This window comes from Rhodococcus maanshanensis NBRC 100610 (assembly GCF_001894865.1).
GTDB lineage: Bacteria > Actinomycetota > Actinomycetes > Mycobacteriales > Mycobacteriaceae > Rhodococcus_G > Rhodococcus_G maanshanensis.
The window spans coordinates 75533-94131 of record NZ_BCXA01000022.1; the positions used below are offsets into that span (position 1 = coordinate 75533).

Below are 18599 nucleotides of genomic sequence, written 5' to 3' on the forward strand. Positions count from 1 at the left end.
GGCGAGGGGCTCACCGCGCCGGAACCTCACCGTCGTCAGGGCCGGGCCGCACCACGTCGACGTGTTCGGGCAGCAACGGGACCACCGCGAACCGGCCGTGGACGGCGTCCGCAGGCAGCGCCTCGACCGCCCGGACGCCCGGCCTGGACGCCAGGGCGCGGAGTTGCGCGAGGTCGCCGCGCACGGTCATCCCGACCACGCAGGCGCACCCGTCCGCCAGGCGCCCGGCCGACACAGCATCGATGCGGGCCTGCCGATCCCACTCCCCCGCCGAGCCCTGCAATCGGCCGGCCGCGACCAGCGGGGACCGGCGCACCGCCGCCTCGTCCCCGGGCACGTCCACGACGATCAGCTGCGTCTGTACCCGTTCGATCGGCACCCGGAACAACACCTGCGAGATCCGGACGCCGCCTGCCAGGCGGTACGCCTGATCCACTGTCGCCTCGGGGCCGAGCGAGACCAGCGCCCAGTGCTGATCGGTGTCGGACCCGGCGACCGAGTCGGCCGCTCGATCGAGGTACTCCGCGACGACCTCGCCGGTGTCGGGGCCGAGCCGGTCGGTCGCGATCGGCGTCGGCCGTGGCGGGTTGGCGAGGCCGAGCACCACGACCAGCACCGCCAGGGCGAGAGCGCAGCAGATCGCCGCGACCGCCCCGGCCCGGTCACGCACTCCTGAGGACCTCGAGGGCGTATTGCAGGTCCTTCGGGTAGTCGCTGGTGATCTCCATCCAGCGACCGTCCGCCGGATGCGCGAACCCGAGCGAACGGGCGTGCAGCCACTGCCGTTCGAGGCCGAGCCGCTCCGCGAGGCGGGGGTCGGCGCCGTAGGTCAGGTCGCCGCAGCAGGGGTGCCGGAGCGCCGCGAAGTGCACGCGGATCTGGTGCGTGCGCCCGGTCTCCAGGTGGATGTCGAGCAGGCTCGCGGCCTGGAACGCCTCCACCGTGTCGTAGTGCGTGATGCTGGGCTTGCCGTCCGCGGTGACCGCGAACTTCCAGTCGTTGCTACGGTGCCGTCCGATCGGGGCGTCGATCGTGCCGCTGCTCGGGTCGGGGTGGCCCTGTACGAGCGCGTGGTACCGCTTGTCGATGGTGCGCTGCTTGAACGCGCGCTTGAGCAGCGTGTACGCGCGCTCGCTCGTCGCGACCACCATCACCCCGGAGGTACCGACGTCGAGCCGGTGCACGATGCCCTGCCGCTCGTGCGCGCCGGAGGTGGAGATGCGGAAGCCCGCCGCGGCGAGCCCGCCGATGACCGTCGGTCCGGTCCACCCAACGCTCGCGTGCGCGGCGACGCCGACCGGCTTGTCCACCACCACGACATCGTCGTCCGAGTACAGGATCGCCATGCCCTCGACCGGCTGCGCCTCCACCGTCAGCGGTCGTGCCGGCTCGGGCAGTTCGACCTCGAGCCAGGCGCCTGCGGGCAGCCGGTCCGACTTGCCCACCGCGGTGCCGTCGAGCAGGACCGCACCCTCGTCGGTGAGCGCGGCGACCGCGGTCCGCGACAGGCCGAGCAGTCGGGCCAGGCCCGCATCGACGCGCATGCCCTCGAGCCCGTCCGGGACGGGCATCGACCGTGTCTCCCTCATGCGCCCGCCGCCTTACCGGCATCGGCGCCCGAGCGCTCCGCGGCCTCGGACTTCGAGCCCACCCTTGTCCCGTCCGGTTCGAACCCGAACAGGGTGAGCGCGACCAGCAGGATGGCGCCGCAGACGATCGCCGAGTCCGCGACGTTGAACACCGGCCACCAGCCGACGGACACGAAGTCGACGACGTGGCCCTGCAGCGGGCCAGGGGAACGGAAGATCCGGTCGATCAGGTTGCCGAGCGCGCCGCCGAGCACCAGGCCGAGGCCGAGCGCCCACCACGGCGACCGCAGCGTCCGGCCGATCTTGATGACGCCGATCACCACGCCGATCGCGACCAGGGTCAGCACCCAGGTCATCCCGGTGGCCATCGAGAAAGCGGCACCGGGGTTGCGGACCAGGGTCAGCGTCACCACGTCGCCGATCAGGCTGATCGGGTCACCGGGCTTGATGTGCCGCACCGCGAGGATCTTGGTCACCAGGTCCAGTCCCAGGATCAGCGCCGCGATCGCGACCAGCATCGGCATCCTCAGTGGCGCCTGCGCGGCTGCCACCTCGGTTCCACCTCCCGTTGCCTCGTTCGCCCCGGCGTCGGGGTTCTCCGCATTTTCCGCTTCACTCACCCCGCCATCATCCCTTACCGCGGCACGCCGGGCCCCACCACACCCAACCGTGGCTAACCTGGTCGGGTGCCTGTGTTCTCTGGACGGACCGCCCTGGTCGCCGCAACCCTCGCCCTCACCTCTCTGGTCTCCGCGTGCGGGTCCGGCGGCGATGCCGCCCCTACCGACGTGGCCACCGCGTCCGCGACCGAGGTCACCGTCCCGGTCTCGGCGGTCACGGCCACCGTCCTCGACCCTGGCGCCGAGCCGCGCCAGCGGGTCACCGTGCACCCGCCGAACGGTTCCGAGCAGCACGCCACGCTGACCACCAGTTCGCAGGTCTACCAGCAGATCGACGATCAGCCGCAGCAGGACTTCTCGACCCCGGAGCTGCGCACCCCGCTCACCGCCACCGTGCGCGGCGAGCAGTCCGATCCGGCGGTCCAGGTGGACCTGACCCTCGGCTCGATCGGCACCCCGGATCCGCGGCTGTCCGACGCGCTCAAGGAGTCGGAGGGGTCGAGCGCGGGCCTCACCGTCACGCCGACCGGGGCCATCACCTCGCTCCGGATCACGCCCGACCCCGAGTCGAGGGACATCGCGCGTTCCGCCGTGGAGCAGGCCTTCTACCAGTCCGTCTATCGCACGGTCTCGTTCCCGGACGCGGAGATCGGGATCGGGGCGGTCTGGACCCTCAGGCAGCAGGTCATGAGCGGGATCGCGCTCGACCAGGTGACGACCGCGACCCTGCGTGAGCGGGACGGGGACCGGCTCACCGTCGACGTCTCGGTCACACAGACGCCCGAGTCGCCCGTGTGGGATCTGCCGGACAAGTCGAGCCGGCTCAACATCGACACATACGTCATGACGGGCACCGGCACCATGGTCGTCGACCTGAATCAGCCGCTGCCCGTCGGCGGGGACGTCACGGTCGGCGGTCACCAGAGCTACCGCGACCCGAACGGCACCACGACGCTTCGGCAGACCATCACCAACCGCGTGCAGTGGGCGGGCTGATGCGCGCCGCGCGCGCCCTCGTCTGCGCGACGGTCGCACTGCCTCTGCTGGCCGGCTGTGCCGGGTCCGACGGTGGGGAGTCACCCACCTCGTTGCCCCCACTGCCAGCAAAGGTCACCGCCTCGGCGACGGCAGGGGCGGGCCCGATCACCGACCCGGCCCGACTGAAGGCGGCCCTGCTCACCACCGCCGACCTACCGACCGGCTTTGCGCCCCTTGCGGATCCGGTGCAGGACCTGGGCCTGCCGCCCGCTCCCGAGTACGACGCAGCCGACCGGTCGAGCACCGATCCGCAGGCGTGCGCGGCCGTGCTGCGCGAGGTGGCAGACCAGGCGCCCGGTTCGGCGGCGCGCGCGGTGGCGCGATTCGGCGGGCCCGAATTCACCAGCATCGACATCGACGCCGCGAGCTACCCTGACGGCGGCGCCGCGGCGGCGCTGAACCGCGTCCAGGACACCCTCTCCGGGTGCACCGAGTACCGGGGCACGGACGCCGACGGTTTCGAGGTGCAGTACCGCCTCGGCGGCCTCGATCAGCCCGCGGTTGGCGACGCATCGGTCGCGGTCCGGCTGCTGACGTCCAGCGACGGGGTGACGATGACTTCGGACGTGATCATCGCCCAGGTCGGCTCGACCCTCGTGCAGCTCGTGGCCTCCGGCCAGCAGCCGATCGGCCAGGACCTGCTCACACGGCTGGCACGCACCGCGGCGGACCGGGTCGGCGCGGCCGCTCCCGTCTGAAACGCCGAATGCCGGCACCCCTTGCGGGGCACCGGCATTCGGTCGGGTTCGTGCTGAGCGTCAGACGCAGGCAGGCGAGGTGAGGTTCGCCAGCTTGACGATGTTGCAGGCGTACTCCTTCGACAGCTTCCACTGGCCGTTCTCGACCACGAAGCCGGCGGTGCCGGCGCTGACCTGGCCGCCGATGTCCATGTTGACGGTGGCGGTGAGGGTGCCGTCGCCGTTGTCCAGGATCGGGTCGACGACGGTGACGGTGGCGTTGGACTGCTTGGCGGCCGCGGCCACCGCGTCGAACAGGCCCGGGTCCGACTCGCCGTCCTGGACGAGGGTGACCTTCTCGGCGGCCGGGGTGGCCGGGTCGAGGCCCTTGACCAGCATCGCGTTCAGCTCGGCCGCGGAGGGCGCGGCCGGGTAGTTGAGTTCCTCGGCGGCGGTGGTGCTGGCGCTGGCCTTGGTGGTGGAGGGCGTGGCTTCCTTTGTGTCGTCACCACAGGCGGCGAGCGAGAGGGCGGCCGCCACGGCGACACCGGCGATGAGGGTCTTGCGGAGCATCAATGCTTTTCCTTTTCTCGGGTGAACATGTTCTCGGTGCTCGTTTGTGGTCAGAGCGATTCAGCGGTTGCGTCCACTATGGCATCCACCGAAGTCTGTCTGTGACAGTAGTCAACACCATAAAAATAAGGTGATCCTTAATGAAGGCTCGCCTCGGGGTCGGCGCGGGCAAGTCCGTCGTCGTCCTCGGCAAAGGTACGCGCGAGGCCCGGCCCGGTCGAGCGGGTCTCGAAACGAACCGTGACCACGCCATGTCCGCAGCCCTGCACCCATCCGTGACCGAACTCACGGTGCGCGACGTCCTGACCGGGACGCCAGCGCGCCGCGTCCGCGACCGCGACCACCGGCGCGGGCGCCACCTCCGGCCGCTCCACTTCTGTGACGAGCATCACATCGCCCTGGTCCAGGTCGGGGAACAGCGAGCCCTGCCGAACGGAGGTGAGACCCCCGAGCGAGACCCCGACCAGTCGGACCGGGCCGAGCTCGAGCGGATCGATCACCTGCCGCTGCGCGGTGGCCACGAGCGTCTGCAGGTCCGTCGTCGCGTACGGGAGGGTGGCCGACCGGGTGACGATGCTCATGTCGGACTTTCTCAGCTTCAACACCACCGTCCTCGCGGCCCGGCCGTCGCCGAGCAGCCGCGCGTGCGCGGCCGCTCCCGTCCGTTCGACCGCCGACCGCAGCTGCTCCATGGTCACCAAATCCGCGGCGAACGTGGTCTCGGCGCTCACCTGCTTGGCGTCGGCGCGCTCGGCCACCGGGCGATCGTCGATCCCCTGCGCCAGACGGTGCAGGCTCGGCCCGAGCGTGGCGCCGAGCACCGAGACGACCTCGGTCGACGAGGTGGCGGCCAGCCCGCCGATGGTCTCGATCCCGAGCCTGCGGAGCTTCTCGTCCGCGACCGGGCCGATCCCCCACAGCTTCCGGACGGGCAGTGCCTCGAACAGCGCGCGTTGCTCGTCCGGGGTGACCACCCGGACCCCGTCCGGTTTGGCGAGCCCGGAGGCGATCTTGGCGATCTGTTTGCCCGACCCGGCGCCGATCGACGCCACCAGCCCGGTCCGCTCCCGGATCAGCGCACGCAACTCCTCCGCGAACACGCGCACCGCCTCCGCGTCGGCCCCGATCAGCTCGGGGGGCTCACCGAACGCCTCGTCCATGGAGATCATCTCGAGCACCGGCATCCGGGTGCGCAGGGCGTCGAAGACCGTCTTGCTGAGCATCGAGTAGAGGCCTCCGCGCGGGGGCAGCACCACCGCGCCCGCGCCGACCATGCGCCTGGCCTGGTGCATCGGCATCGCCGACCGCGCCCCGTATGCGCGCGCCTCGTAGCTGGCGCCCGCGACCACCCCGCGCCCGCCCAGCCCGCCGACGAGCACCGGTCGCCCACGCAGCGTCGGCCGGGTGAGCTGCTCGACGGAGGCGAAGAATGCGTCCATGTCCAGGTGCAGCACCCAGCGGCGCGAGGTGGACGGTCGCGTCATCTTGCCTTGGGTTTCTTCTTCTTCGGTGCAGGCAGGACGTCGGCTGTGCGCTGGATGAACTCGTGCAGCCAGTCGGTGTCGTCGAGCCGCTCCTGCGGGATCGCGAGGTGGTCCTTCGCACCCGGATACGGCGGGGCCAGCGACACCGCGTCGAGGTAGGCGTCCGACACCCCGCTCGGTTTGACGAAGACGGTGTCGTCACAGATCAACGCGACCATCTTCTCGTCGCAGTACAACCCGTACTCGCCGAACATCGCGCGGGCGCGCACGTCCAGGGGCTCGAGCTGCCCGAGGACGTGCGCGACCGTCTCCCTACTGGTGCTCATGGGTGGGAAGTTACGCCGGTGCCCCGACAACGGGGCACCGACACTCCTCACGCCTTGGTGATCACGACCCGGGCGCCCTCGCCGAGATCGATGGCGTCGGGGCCGGCGGCCTCGCCGAGCTCGAGGCTGGTCGCGAGGATCTCCCCCGCGATCAGCTCACGGTGCCTGGCCGCCCAGTCGAGCCGGTCCTCGGGCACCTGCAGCGTGACGACGATCCGGTCCGAGACCTCGAGGCCCGCCGCGCGGCGGGCATCCTGCAGCTCGCGGATGCGGTCCTTCGCCCAGCCCTCGGCCTCCAGTTCCTCGGTGACAGCCGAGTCGAGGACCACCAGGCCCGCGTTCTCCGGCAGGGCAGCGGTGGACTCGGGCTCCGCCGCGACCAGGCGCTGGGTGTACTCGGACGGGAGCAGCGCGATGCCTGCGGCGGTCACGACCCCGTCGACCTCGGACCAGTCCCCCGCCTTGACCGCCTTGATCACCGTCTGCACGTCCTTGCCGAGGCGGGGGCCAGCGGCCCGCGCGTTGACGACGAGCTCGAACTTGCCGTGGACGTCCACGTCCTCGGTCAGGTCCACCTTCTTGACGTTGACCTCGTCGGCGATGATGCCGAGGAACGGGCGCAACCGTTCCGCATCCTCGGCCGCAACGGTCACCTCGGGCAGCGGCAAGCGCACCCGCAGGTTCTGCGCCTTGCGCAGGCCGAGCACGGTCGAGCAGACCGAGCGGACCTCGTCCATCGCGCTGACCAGCTCGGGATCGGACGGCAGATCGGTTGCCTCCGGCCAGTCCGTCAGGTGCACCGAACGCCCGCCGGTGAGCCCCCGCCAGATGACCTCGGTCACCAGCGGCAGCAACGGCGCCGCGAGGCGGCTCACGACCTCGAGCACGGTGTGCAGGGTGTCGATGGCGTCGCGGTCCTCGTCCCAGAACCGCGTCCTCGACCGGCGCACGTACCAGTTGGTGAGCGCGTCACAGAAGGTCCGCAGCTCGTCGCAGGCACCCGCGATGTCGTTGACCTCGAGTGCCTCGGTGATCGCGTCACGGGTGCCCGACAGCTTCGCCAGGATGTACTTGTCGAGCACGTTCGGCGAATCGGTGCGCCACTGTCCCGGCTTGCCCGCGTACAGCTGCAGGAAGCTCCACGCGTTCCACAACGGCATCAGTGCCTGCCGGGAGCCCTCGCGGATGCCCTGTTCGGTGACGACCAGGTTGCCGCCGCGCAGGATCGGCGAGGACATCAGGAACCACCGCATGGCGTCCGAGCCGTCCCGGTCGAACACCTCGTTGACGTCGGGGTAGTTGCCCTTGGACTTGCTCATCTTCAGGCCGTCGTCACCGAGCACGATGCCGTGGGCGGCGACGGTCTTGAACGCCGGGCGATCGAAGAGCGCGGTGGCCAGCACGTGCAGGGTGTAGAACCAGCCCCGGGTCTGGCCGTTGTACTCGACGATGAAGTCGCCGGGGTTGTGGCCTTCTTGCCCGTTGCCGCCGTCGAACCAGTCCTTGTTCTCGAACGGGTAGTGCACCTGTGCGTACGGCATCGAGCCGGACTCGAACCAGCAGTCCAGCACCTCGGGGACGCGGCGCATCATCGACTTGCCGGTCGGGTCGTCCGGGTTCGGACGGACCAGATCGTCGATCATCGGCCGGTGCAGGTCGGTCGGCCGCACGCCGAAGTCCGCTTCCAGCTGGTCGAGGGAGCCGTACACGTCCATCCGCGGGTACGCCGGATCGTCCGACATCCAGACCGGGATCGGGCTCCCCCAGTACCGGTTCCTGCTGATGTTCCAGTCGCGCGCGCCCTCGAGCCACTTGCCGAACTGTCCGTCGCGGATGTGCTCGGGCACCCAGGTGATCTCCTGGTTCAGCTCGACCATCCGGTCCCTGAACTTGGTCACGGCGACGAACCACGAGGGCACCGCCATGTAGATCAGCGGCTGGCCGCTGCGCCAGCTGTGCGGGTACGAGTGTTCGATCGTCTCGTGCCGCAGCAGCTTGCCTGCCGCCTTGAGATCCTTGGCGATGACCGGGTTGGCATCGAAGACCTGCAGGCCCTCGTACGGCGGCACCATCGCGGTGAACTTGCCGCCCGCGTCGAGCGGCTGCACGATCTCGATGCCGTTGGCCGTTGCGCAGTCCATGTCCTCCTCACCGAAAGCCGGTGCGAGGTGGACGATTCCGGTACCGGAGTCGGTGGTGACGTAGTCGGCGGCAAGCGTGCGGTGCGCGTTGGCGTGACCCTTGTCGGGTCCGTGGAAGAAGTCGAACGGCGGCTCGTAGGACAGCCCGACCAGCTCGGCGCCCTTGTGCGCGGAGAGCACGGCCGGCTCCTCGCCGAGTTCGCGGGCGTAGTGCGCCACCCGGTCCTTGGCGAGCACGTACCGCTTGCCGTCCTTGCCCTCGACCTGGACGTAGTCGATCTCGGGATGGACGGCGATAGCCAGGTTGGACGGCAGCGTCCATGGCGTCGTGGTCCAGATCAGCGCGTTCGCGCCGTCGAGCGGCGAGCCGGGCGCCACGAGCGGCATGTCGACCGTGACCGCCGGATCCTGACGCATCTTGTACGCGTCGTCGAGCTTGGTCTCCTGGTTCGACAGCGGGGTCTGCTCGTACCAGCTGTAGGGCAGCACCCGGAAGCCCTGGTAGATCAGACCCTTGTCGTAGAGCTCCTTGAACGCCCACATGACCGACTCCATGAAGTCCAGGTCGAGCGTCTTGTAGTCGTTGTCGAAGTCGACCCAGCGCGCCTGGCGGGTGACGTACTCACGCCACTCGTCGGTGTAGCGCAGCACCGACGACTTGCAGGCGGCATTGAACTCCGCGAGGCCCATCGCCTCGATCTCGGACTTGTCCTTGATGCCGAGCTGCTTCTCGGCCTCGAGCTCGGCGGGCAGCCCGTGGCAGTCCCAGCCGAACCGGCGCTCGACCTTCTTGCCGCGCATCGTCTGGAAGCGCGGGATGAGGTCCTTGACGTACCCGGTGAGCAGATGGCCGTAGTGCGGCAGGCCGTTGGCGAACGGCGGGCCGTCGTAGAAGACGAACTCGGGCGCATCGGCGCGGTTGGCGATGGAGGCACGGAACGTGTCGTCCGAGGCCCACTCGGCGAGCACCCGCTGCTCGAGCTCGGGGAAACGCACGTTCGTGTTGGCCTTGCCGCCGCCGAGATCAACTCGCGGATAGCCGGCGCCCGTCTGGTCGGATCCGTTGCCGGTCGAGTTGTTCGTCAACCCAGTACTCCCTCGTGCCGTGTCTGGCACGGGGACGACGGCAGCGCCTCTGCGCTGCGACCGCGGTACCACCCCGCTTGCCCGGACGCGGCATCGCCGCCGTCCTGACCTCTCGTGCTGGGCTGTGACGGGCCCACCCGTCCGGTTCTACTGAGCGACTCGTCCTTCTCGAACGAGCGCCGTTCTTCCGAAGGCTCCCCGGTGATGGCCGGATCAGCGCCACATACTGACTGCGATTCTAGTCGTCGGCGTCAAATCGCCCGTCCGACGACTCCCGGCTCGCGTCGGCCCGCCTGCCCGGTGGCGTTGCCCCCGGTTCGGACGCGTCCGGTGCGGTGTTGCCGCGTAGTGAACTCACCAGCAGCAACACCGCGCCGATCACGCAGACCACGATGCATCCCCATGCCCACACGACCGATCCGGTCATCAGGGCGATCACCAGCAGCGCGAACCCAACCGCTGCCATTACGAGCGTCAGGACCAGCACGGCATACCCCTGGGTGAGCTTGCAGGACGGCCGACGGGCACTACCGGACTAGTTGTTGCCCTTGGCGAACGTCTGGCTCAGGCCGGGCTTGGCAGCCTCGCCCCCGAAAGCCTCCTGGCCACCGTCCACGGGGACCGCGGAACCGCGCTGCTCGAGCTCCTCGAGCTGCGACTCCAGGTAGGACTTCAGCCGCACCCGGTACTCGCGCTCGAACGTCTTGAGCTGCTCGATCCGACCCTCCAGCACGCTGCGCTGCTGGTTGATGGTGGCCATGATCTCGGTGTGCTTGCGCTCGGCGTCGGCCTGCAGCGCGTCCGCCTTCTCCTTGGCCTGACGAAGCTGCGTCTCGGAACGCGTCTGGGCGTCGGAGAGCAGTGCCTCGGACTTCTGCCTTGCGTCGGAGATCATCGCCTCGGAGCGGGTCCGCGCATCGCTGACCAGCTGCTCGGAGTTGGTCCTGGCCGTGGTGACCAGCTGCTCCGACTCCGTCTTCGCGTCGCCGGTCAGGCGGTCCGCCATCTCCTGGGCGAGGCCCAGGATCTTCGCGGCCTGCAGGTTCGCCTCTTCGGTGTTGCCCGGACGGGCGGCGGGAGCCGCCGGCGCGGGGGCCGCGACCGGGGCGACCGGAGCGACGGGCTTGGGCGGCTCGACAACCCGAACGGGCTCAGGAGCGGCACCTGCCTGCCGAGGAGCCTTCTTCGCATCCGCGAGCTCCTGATCGAGCTCACCCACGCGCTGGCGGAGATCCGCGTTCTCCTCGATCAGTCGCGAGAGCTCCTGCTCGACGAGGTCGAGAAACGCATCTACCTCGTCTTCGTTGTAGCCCCGCTTGCCGATTGGCGGCTTGCTGAACGCGACATTGTGCACATCAGCTGGTGTCAGCGGCATGGAAGGATCCCTTCACGCGTCTGTTGGCGGTCGAGCAAGCATTCAGTTATAGCGCATACAGCAGGAAACCAAGGAATCCGGCTGTAACTGGCGTCCATTCTGTCACACCAGACCCGTAGGTCGCGCCACGACTCAAGCATCGACATCACGCGGCCAGTCCTTGAACGACCGACATCAAGATGAAGACGATGAACAGCAAGACCATGATTGATAGGTCCAACCGAACCCCGCCGAGATTTATCGACGGAATTAGCCGCCGGAGCAGCTTGATCGGTGGATCTGTGACCGTAAATATCGCTTCGAGAATGACCACCACAATGCCGGTGGGTCGCCAATCGCGAGCAAATGTCCGGATGAACTCGACGATGATCCGTCCGATGAGCAACAACCAAAAGACGAAGAGCAGGAAGTAGATCACCGCGAACAAGGGCACTCCATCACTTTGCCTGACTCGGCCGGACCAATCAAAACGAGATCGGCCCGCACCGGCCTCAGGGCATCCGGTCGGGCCAGCCTACTTCCGGCCCGCCCGGACCGCCTATTTCTGGTTGTAGAAGCCGGTTTCGGCGATCCGACGCCGCTCCTCGGCGGACACGTCGATATCGGCAGGTGAGAGGAGAAACACTTTTGTGGCCACCTTGTCGAAGGAGCCGCGCAGCGCGAACGCCAGGCCGGCCGCGAAGTCGACGAGCCGCTTGGCGTCGGCGTTGCTCATCTCCACCAGGTCCATGATGACCGGGGTGCCGTCACGGAAGCGCTCGCCGATGATGCGGGCCTCGCCGTAGTCGCGGGGGCGGAGTGTGGTGATCTTGGACAGCGGTCCGCCCTCGTCGAAGATGGGCGCGCGTCGGCTCTCGATGCGCGGCTGGGTGTCGACCGCGAGCGCGCCGCGGGTCGCGGGCGGGCGGGCTCCGACGGGAGCACCGGGACGGGCGCTGCGCGCGGGCAGCGGCTCCATCCGACGGGGCGCGACCGGACGGTCGAGCTCGTCGAGCTCGTCGCGGGGCACGTAGCCTGCGTCGTCGTATTCACGGTCCAGTTCACCCTCGTAACGTCCACCGCGGGGTGCGCGACGCGGCTCCTCGAGGTAGTCGTCTTCGTAATCCTCGAGGGGGACCATGCCGAAGTAAGCCTTGAACTTGTGCAGAGTGCTCATCGTCGACCTTCCTTGGCGCGGCGGACAATCGGGCGGTGCGCCGATCAGTTCGAGGCTATCGGCCGGGAACCCAACAGTGCGGTTCCGACACGCACGCAGGTGGAACCGTACCGCACGGCGACCTCGAGGTCGCCGGTCATCCCCGCAGACAATTCCGTCGCCGCGGGATGGCCGCGCAACAGGTTCGTGTGCACGGCCTGGAGCTCCGCGAACGCCCGCTCCGGCTCGGACCCGAGCGGCGGAACCGCCATCAGCCCCGAAAGCTCAAGCCCGGCGGCCGATTCGGCACGGTCTGCCAGCTCGGCCAGTTCGTCGACCGGAACGCCGCCCCGAAGCGGGTCGCCGTCAAGACTGACCTGGAGCAGCACCCGCAGCGGCTGCTCCCTGCCGCCCTCCCCCAGCGCGACGGTCGCGGCCTTCGCGAGGGCATCGACCAGCCTCGGGCTGTCCACCGAGTGAATTGCGTACGCCCACTGCGCGATCGAGCGGGCCTTGTTCCGCTGCACGCTGCCGATCATGTGCCACCGGACGTCGGCGGTGAGCGCGCCGAACTCCGCGACCTTCGAGGAGGCCTCCTGCTCGCGCGACTCGCCGAACTCGCGACAGCCGAGGCCGTACAGGATCGCGACGTCGGAGGCCGGGAAGAACTTGGTCACCGGCAGCAACTGGACATCGTCCGGGTTGCGGCCCGCGTCCAGGCACGCCCGCCCCAGCCGATCACCGACCTCGGTCAGTGCGGCCGCGATCTCGGCTGCGCGCGGCGACGGTGCGTCATTCACCGCGCGTCGACTCCATCCAGATCACACCCGCCAGCCGCCCGGTCGGGGCTCCCCGACGATGACTGAACAGGGTGCGGTCCTCGATAGTGCAGCGCGGATCCTCCGCGACCCCGGACACGCCCGCCTGCAGCAGCTGGCGGCGCAGTCCCGCCCGCAGGTCGATCCCAGGGGTGCCCCGCACCGTCGTGGTCGCGCTGCCCGGCAGGTGCTTCTCGACGTCCGCGCGCATCGCCGCGGGTACCTCGTACTGGCGGCCGCTCGCGGCGGGACCGAGGAAGGCGCCGATCCGTTCGACCGCTGCGCCTTTCGACACCATCACGTCCAGCACCCGCGGCACGATCCCGATCCGGGCACCGACCCGGCCCGCGTGCACCGCGGCGATCACCCCGGCCTGGTCGTCCGAGAGCAGCAGCGGCACGCAGTCCGCGGACAGCGTCACCAACGCCAGATCGGGCACGTCCGTGACCAGCGCGTCGGTCGCCTCGACGGCACCCTCGACGGGGCCGTCCACCACCGTGACGTTTCGACTGTGGATCTGCTCCATCCAGACCAACCGCTCGAACGGCAGTCCGATACCGTCCGCGAGCCGTCGACGGTTCGCCGCGACCGCGGCCGGGTCGTCGCCGACGTGGTCGCCGAGATTGAAGGAGTCATACGGGGGCGCCGAGACGCCCCCGGCTCGAGAGGTGACGACCCGACGAACCCGGAATCCGCCCGTCACCGACGCATGAAGGAGGGCACGTCGACCTCGTCCTCGCCCTCCTCGTCGGCGACCGGGACCGCGCGGGCCGGGGAACCGACGGGAATCGGGGGCAGGGTCGAGCCGGAAGTCGGTCGCGCCTCACGGGTTTCGCGGCTCTGGGCAACCGGCGCGGGCTCGGGCGCCTGATGCTGGGGCGGCCGGCCGATCTCGCCCGCGCGGCCTGCTCCGATCGCGCCGTTGCCCGCAGGCGCGGCGGCGGCAGGCTCGACCGGGCGACGCGTCGGCGTCCCACCGTCGAAGCCCGCCGCGATGACCGTCACCCGGACCTCGTCGCCGAGCGAATCGTCGATGACCGTGCCGAAGATGATGTTGGCGTCGATGTGCGCGGCTTCCTGCACCAGCGAGGCGGCCTCGTTGATCTCGAACAGTCCCAGGTCGGACCCGCCCGCGATCGAGAGCAGCACTCCCCTTGCACCCTCCATCGAGGCCTCGAGCAGCGGCGAGTTGATCGCGGACTCGGCAGCCTTGATCGCCCGGCCCTCGCCGCGCGAGGAACCGATGCCCATCAGCGCGCTGCCCGCGCCGGACATGACGCCCTTGACGTCGGCGAAGTCGACGTTGATCAGACCCGGGGTGGTGATCAGGTCGGTGATGCCCTGGACGCCGTTGAGCAGGACCTCGTCCGCGGAACGGAACGCGTCCATCAGGCTGACCGCAGCGTCACCGAGCTGGAGCAGCCGGTCGTTGGGGATGACGATGAGGGTGTCGCAGGACTCGCGCAGCGCCTGGATGCCGCTGTCCGCCTGGCCGCCGCGACGCTTGCCCTCGAAGGAGAACGGCCGGGTGACCACGCCGACGGTCAGGGCGCCGAGCTTGCGCGCGATGCTGGCGACGACGGGCGCGCCGCCGGTGCCGGTGCCACCGCCCTCACCCGCGGTGACGAAGACCATGTCGGCGCCCTTGAGCACCTCTTCGATCTCGTCCTTGTGGTCCTCGGCGGCCTTGCGGCCCACCTCGGGATCGGCGCCTGCGCCGAGACCGCGGGTGAGCTCACGGCCGACGTCCAGCTTGACGTCGGCGTCGCTCATCAGCAGCGCCTGGGCGTCGGTGTTGACGGCGATGAACTCGACTCCCTTGAGTCCCTGCTCGATCATGCGGTTGACCGCATTTACGCCGCCGCCGCCGATGCCGACGACCTTGATAACGGCGAGGTAGTTGTGCGGGGGCGTCATGGGCTCTCGCCTTCCGTGTGTGTGAACGCGCTCGGGGTGATGCTCGAAATACTGAAATTGCGTCTTGCTGGTGGGGCCGATGTTGCTGGTGATGCGGTACTTCTTGGGCAAACTCTAAACCTCAACCATAGGCTTAGAGTTATGTCAAGTAGCTGACTGAAACGAAACGCTATGCACGACAGGTCCGATCCGCCAGCAGGCGCGCCGACGGGCGACACGATTTGTCATCGCGCTCATTTGACGGTGACCAGATCGGGGCTGGAGATGTCGTACACCTTGCCCGGTTGACCGAGCAACGGCAGCGCGATGGCGGACTTGCGTTCGGTGTTCTCGACGCTCCCCCACACCAGCTGCCGCCCGTCGAGCAGGGTGACCCGGATATCGGAGATGGAGCCGGCCGCGATCTCCCCGACCTGGGCCCGCAGCGGCGGCGGCATCGAGGTGAGCACCTTCAAGGCATCGACCGTCACCGGATCCTCCAGACCGGGCCGCCCGACCTTCAGCCGCGGCACCCCCGGCGGCGGCGGTTCGATCGCATAGGCGACCGCGCCCGCGTCCATCAGGTGGGTGCCCTCCGGAGTGTCGTAGAAGACCGCTGGTGCCCGTTCGACCACGGTGACCCGCACCGTGGACGGATACCGACGTTCGACCCGCGCATGATCGACCTTGGGTATCGCGGCAACCCTCCTGGCGGCCGCGTCGACGTCGACCTGCAGCAGCGGCTTGCCGGTCGGGATGGCGAGAGCCGTCAGGACCTCGTCGCTCGGGACGCCGACGTTGCCGACCACCGAGATCTTGCGCACCGAGAGCACCGGGGTGAACCAGGCCGCCGCGACGAGGCCGACCAGCACGACGACCGAGAGGGCGATGATCAACGGCCGCTTCCGACCACGCGGGCGGGTGACCCGACGAGTCTTCCTCGCGGCTCGCTTGCTGCCCTTGCGGTCGGGGCCTGCGGCGCGCTCCTCGCCCACGGCAGTGGGGCGCGCGCGACCCGGACTGTCCGTCGTCACCGCGGTCGGCCCGCGGCGGGTGTGGCCCCGAGGGCGCCGAGGATCTCCTTGCCGAGCATGGTCACGTCGCCCGCGCCCATGGTGATCACGATGTCGCCGGACCGCGCGAGCGCGGCGATCTGCCGGGGGGCGAGCGAGAGATCCGGCTGGTAGTGCACCGGCTTGGTGACCGCCTGCGCGACCAGCGCGCCGCTGACCCCTGGCAGGGGCTCCTCCCGCGCGCCGTACACGTCCAGCACCACCACCTCGTCCGCGAGGTCGAGAGCGGCACCGAACTCCTCGGCGAACGCCAGCGTCCGTGAGTACAGGTGCGGCTGGAAGACCACGATCACCCGGCCGTTCGCCGATTCGGTTCCCGGCCTGACCAATTCGCGGGCCGCCCCGAGCACGACGCGGACCTCGGTGGGGTGATGGGCGTAGTCGTCGAACACCCGCACGCCGTTCTCGCGGCCGGTGGACTGGAAACGCCGATGCACGCCGCCGAACCCGGCGATGCCCTCGATGACCTCCTCGACCGGCGCCCCCACCTCGCGCGCCGCGAGGATCGCACCCATCGCATTGAGCGCCATGTGCCTGCCCGGTACCGCCAATCGCAGTGTGCGCGCGCCTTCTTCGCCGGAGAGTTCGAACTCCGCGACGCCCCCGGTGTCGCGGGCCTGCCAGCTCAGCAGGCGCGCACCGAGCTCGATCCCCTCCACCGAGACGTCACCGCTGCCGTAGCCGAGAACCCGGACGCCGGGCAGCTCGCGCGCGGCCACCCGCTGCGCCAGCGCCGCCGAGCCCGGGTCGTCCAGGCACACCACCAGGAGGCCACCGGGGGCGATCCGCTCGGCGAAGTCGTCGAAGACCTGGACGTAGGCGTCGGTGGTCCCGAAGTAGTCGAGGTGATCGGCCTCGACATTGGTCACGATCACCACGTCGGGGTCGTACTGCAGCAGCGAGCCGTCGCTCTCGTCGGCCTCCGCCACGAAGACGTCCCCGCTGCCGTGATGGGCGTTGGTGCCCGCCTCGTTGAGCTCGCCGCCGACCGCGAACGACGGGTCGACACCGCAGTGCTGCAGGGAGACCACGAGCATGGAGGTGGTCGAGGTCTTGCCGTGCGTGCCCGCGACCAGCAGCGTGCGCTGGCCGTGCATCAGGGAGGCGAGGACGGCCGGGCGCAGCAGCACCGGGATGCCGCGCTCGCGCGCCGCCACGAGCTCCGGGTTGTCCTTCGGGATGGCCGCGTGCGTGGTCACCACGACCGTCGGGCCGCCGGGCAGCAGGTCGAGCGCACCCGCGTCGTGCCCGATCCGGACCTGGGCGCCGCGGGCCCGCAGCGCGAGCACCCCACGGCTCTCCTTGGCATCCGAACCGGACACCTGGCCGCCCCTGGCCAGCAGGATCCTGGCGATGCCGGACATACCGGCGCCGCCGATGCCGACCATGTGGACTCGCTGCAATTCGGGGGGCAACTGCGCCCCGCGCACCTCGGTCATCGACCGCCCTCCGACCTCTCCGACTGCCCCGACACCCCGAGTCCCTTCGCCACCTCGAGCACGATCCGGGCCACCGCATCCGCCGCGTCCCTGTGCCCGGCATCGGCGGCGGACCTGCCCATCACGCTCAGCCGGGCGGCATCGCCCAGCAACGGCACCACCGTATCCGCCACGAACTGCGGGGTGAGGTCCGCGTCGGCGACGATCATGCCACCGCCCGCCCGCACCAGCGGCTTGGCGTTGAGCTCCTGCTCACCGTTGCCGTGCGGCAGCGGCACGTAGACCGCGGGCATGCCGACCGCGGAGACCTCCGCGACGGTCATCGCCCCCGAGCGGCAGATCGCGGCATCGGCTGCCGCGTACGCCAGGTCCATCCGGGACAGATACGGCACGGCGACGTACGGCGCGGCCGGGTTCAGCTGGGCCACCTCGAGCGTGTTCTTGGGACCGTGCGCGTGCAGCACCGAGATCCCGGCCGCGGCCAGCGCCTCGGCGGCGCCGGAGACGGCCTCGTTCAGTGAGCGCGCGCCCTGCGACCCACCGAACACCAGCAGCACCGGGCCGTCCGCGGGCAGACCGAAATGCGCACGTGCCTCGGCGCGCAGCGCGGCTCGGTCGAGCCCGGTGATCGAGTCGCGGACGGGGATCCCCACGACCTCCGCGTCCGAGGCGCCTCGTGCGGCGACCCCCGAACCCGGCACCGCGGCGAGCACTCTGGCCGCGACCCTGGCACCGATCTTGTTCGCGATACCGGCGCTGGCGTTGGCCTCGTGGACGACGACCGGGACGCGTCGACGGCGACGGGTGAGCCCCTTGCCTGCCGCCAGGTACGCGGGCAGTGCCACGTAGCCACCGAACCCGACGATCACGTCGGCATTCGTCTCCTCGAGCACCTCGCGGGTACGCCGCACCGAGCGGACGACCCGACCCGGAAGCCGGAGCAGATCCTTCGAAGGCTTACGCGGCAGCGGGACCGGCGGGATCAGCTCGAGGCGGTAGCCACGCTCGGGGACCAGGGTCGTCTCGAGCCCACGCTCGGTGCCGAGCGCGGTGACCGTGACGGAGGGGTCGAGCCTGCGCAGCGCGTCGGCCACCGCCATCGCGGGTTCGATGTGCCCGGCGGTCCCCCCGCCGGCGACGACGACGGACGGACCGGTGGCGGCGCGCGACGCGACGGGGGAAGTCTCTGAAGTGCCGCTCACCTACGAAATCCTCGCTCTCCTGCGCGGCCGTTCGACCGTCGTGTCCGCTCGTCTGATGCTAGTGCCCGTCCGCGTCGCGGATCCGCGCGCCGCGGGTCGGCGGCCGGCCTGCCCGCCACCGCCCGCC

General features: G+C 70.0%; 19 protein-coding genes. 2 read left to right on the top strand and 17 right to left on the bottom strand.

Features of this window, described 5'->3' with window-relative positions:
* Window positions 1-10: 10 nt before the first annotated feature.
* Genes RM1_RS12290 through lspA form a run of 3 tightly spaced genes read right to left on the bottom strand, consistent with a single transcriptional unit; the run spans window position 11 to window position 2209 of the window.
* The gene (locus tag RM1_RS12290) at window positions 11-670 is read right to left on the bottom strand and encodes a hypothetical protein (RefSeq protein ID WP_072751615.1); all 660 of its coding nucleotides are present in this window, start codon (window positions 668-670) and stop codon (window positions 11-13) included.
* Window positions 663-1589: an RluA family pseudouridine synthase gene (locus tag RM1_RS12295; RefSeq protein ID WP_027502275.1), complete on the bottom strand. Its 927-nt coding sequence runs from the start codon at window positions 1587-1589 to the stop codon at window positions 663-665. Before RM1_RS12295 ends, RM1_RS12290 begins: the two co-directional genes overlap by 8 nt.
* The gene (gene lspA / locus RM1_RS12300) at window positions 1586-2209 is read right to left on the bottom strand and encodes a signal peptidase II (RefSeq protein ID WP_072751616.1); all 624 of its coding nucleotides are present in this window, start codon (window positions 2207-2209) and stop codon (window positions 1586-1588) included. Before lspA ends, RM1_RS12295 begins: the two co-directional genes overlap by 4 nt.
* Before the next feature lie 66 nt (window positions 2210-2275).
* Between lspA and RM1_RS12305 the strand changes: the two genes are divergently transcribed.
* Window positions 2276-3205: a hypothetical protein gene (locus RM1_RS12305; RefSeq protein WP_425528709.1), complete on the top strand. Its 930-nt coding sequence runs from the start codon at window positions 2276-2278 to the stop codon at window positions 3203-3205.
* A complete protein-coding gene (locus RM1_RS12310) occupies window positions 3205-3945 on the top strand; it encodes a sensor domain-containing protein (RefSeq protein ID WP_143069468.1) in 741 nt (246 codons plus the stop codon). Before RM1_RS12305 ends, RM1_RS12310 begins: the two co-directional genes overlap by 1 nt.
* Before the next feature lie 60 nt (window positions 3946-4005).
* Here the strand turns inward: RM1_RS12310 and RM1_RS12315 are convergent, their stop codons facing one another.
* The 14 genes from RM1_RS12315 to murG all read right to left on the bottom strand — a co-directional run bounded on the left by RM1_RS12315 (window position 4006) and on the right by murG (window position 18472).
* Window positions 4006-4497, bottom strand: coding sequence for a WKL family lipoprotein (locus tag RM1_RS12315; protein ID WP_072751619.1), 492 nt, complete (start codon window positions 4495-4497; stop codon window positions 4006-4008).
* A 137-nt stretch (window positions 4498-4634) separates the two neighbouring features.
* The gene (locus RM1_RS12320) at window positions 4635-5981 is read right to left on the bottom strand and encodes a DNA polymerase IV (RefSeq protein ID WP_169922314.1); all 1347 of its coding nucleotides are present in this window, start codon (window positions 5979-5981) and stop codon (window positions 4635-4637) included.
* Window positions 5978-6307, bottom strand: coding sequence for a TfoX/Sxy family protein (locus RM1_RS12325; RefSeq protein WP_072751620.1), 330 nt, complete (start codon window positions 6305-6307; stop codon window positions 5978-5980). The genes RM1_RS12320 and RM1_RS12325 overlap by 4 nt, the downstream gene beginning before the upstream one ends.
* A gap of 47 nt (window positions 6308-6354) precedes the next feature.
* Window positions 6355-9534, bottom strand: a complete 3180-nt coding sequence (gene ileS / locus RM1_RS12330; protein ID WP_072751621.1) for an isoleucine--tRNA ligase — start codon at window positions 9532-9534, stop codon at window positions 6355-6357.
* Window positions 9535-9772: 238 nt separating this feature from the next.
* On the bottom strand, window positions 9773-10021 hold the full coding sequence (locus RM1_RS12335; protein ID WP_072751622.1) for a DUF3784 domain-containing protein: 249 nt from the start codon (window positions 10019-10021) through the stop codon (window positions 9773-9775).
* Window positions 10022-10069: 48 nt separating this feature from the next.
* The gene (wag31, locus tag RM1_RS12340) at window positions 10070-10909 is read right to left on the bottom strand and encodes a DivIVA-like cell division protein Wag31 (protein WP_027502267.1); all 840 of its coding nucleotides are present in this window, start codon (window positions 10907-10909) and stop codon (window positions 10070-10072) included.
* Window positions 10910-11054: 145 nt separating this feature from the next.
* A complete protein-coding gene (locus tag RM1_RS12345) occupies window positions 11055-11342 on the bottom strand; it encodes a YggT family protein (RefSeq protein ID WP_027502266.1) in 288 nt (95 codons plus the stop codon).
* Between the two features lie 105 nt (window positions 11343-11447).
* A complete protein-coding gene (locus RM1_RS12350) occupies window positions 11448-12065 on the bottom strand; it encodes a cell division protein SepF (protein ID WP_072751623.1) in 618 nt (205 codons plus the stop codon).
* 44 nt (window positions 12066-12109) lie between these two features.
* Window positions 12110-12844, bottom strand: a complete 735-nt coding sequence (locus tag RM1_RS12355) for a YggS family pyridoxal phosphate-dependent enzyme (RefSeq protein ID WP_072751624.1) — start codon at window positions 12842-12844, stop codon at window positions 12110-12112.
* Window positions 12837-13565, bottom strand: coding sequence for a peptidoglycan editing factor PgeF (gene pgeF, locus RM1_RS12360; RefSeq protein ID WP_072751625.1), 729 nt, complete (start codon window positions 13563-13565; stop codon window positions 12837-12839). The genes RM1_RS12355 and pgeF overlap by 8 nt, the downstream gene beginning before the upstream one ends.
* Entirely contained in the window at window positions 13562-14779 is a 1218-nt protein-coding gene (ftsZ, locus tag RM1_RS12365; protein ID WP_027502262.1) for a cell division protein FtsZ, read from the bottom strand. The genes pgeF and ftsZ overlap by 4 nt, the downstream gene beginning before the upstream one ends.
* A gap of 233 nt (window positions 14780-15012) precedes the next feature.
* On the bottom strand, window positions 15013-15651 hold the full coding sequence (locus RM1_RS12370) for a cell division protein FtsQ/DivIB (RefSeq protein ID WP_072751636.1): 639 nt from the start codon (window positions 15649-15651) through the stop codon (window positions 15013-15015).
* 137 nt (window positions 15652-15788) lie between these two features.
* Complete coding sequence (gene murC, locus RM1_RS12375) at window positions 15789-17270, bottom strand: UDP-N-acetylmuramate--L-alanine ligase (RefSeq protein WP_072751626.1); 1482 nt, start codon at window positions 17268-17270, stop codon at window positions 15789-15791.
* Entirely contained in the window at window positions 17267-18472 is a 1206-nt protein-coding gene (gene murG / locus RM1_RS12380; protein WP_072751627.1) for an undecaprenyldiphospho-muramoylpentapeptide beta-N-acetylglucosaminyltransferase, read from the bottom strand. Before murG ends, murC begins: the two co-directional genes overlap by 4 nt.
* Window positions 18473-18599: the final 127 nt, after the last annotated feature.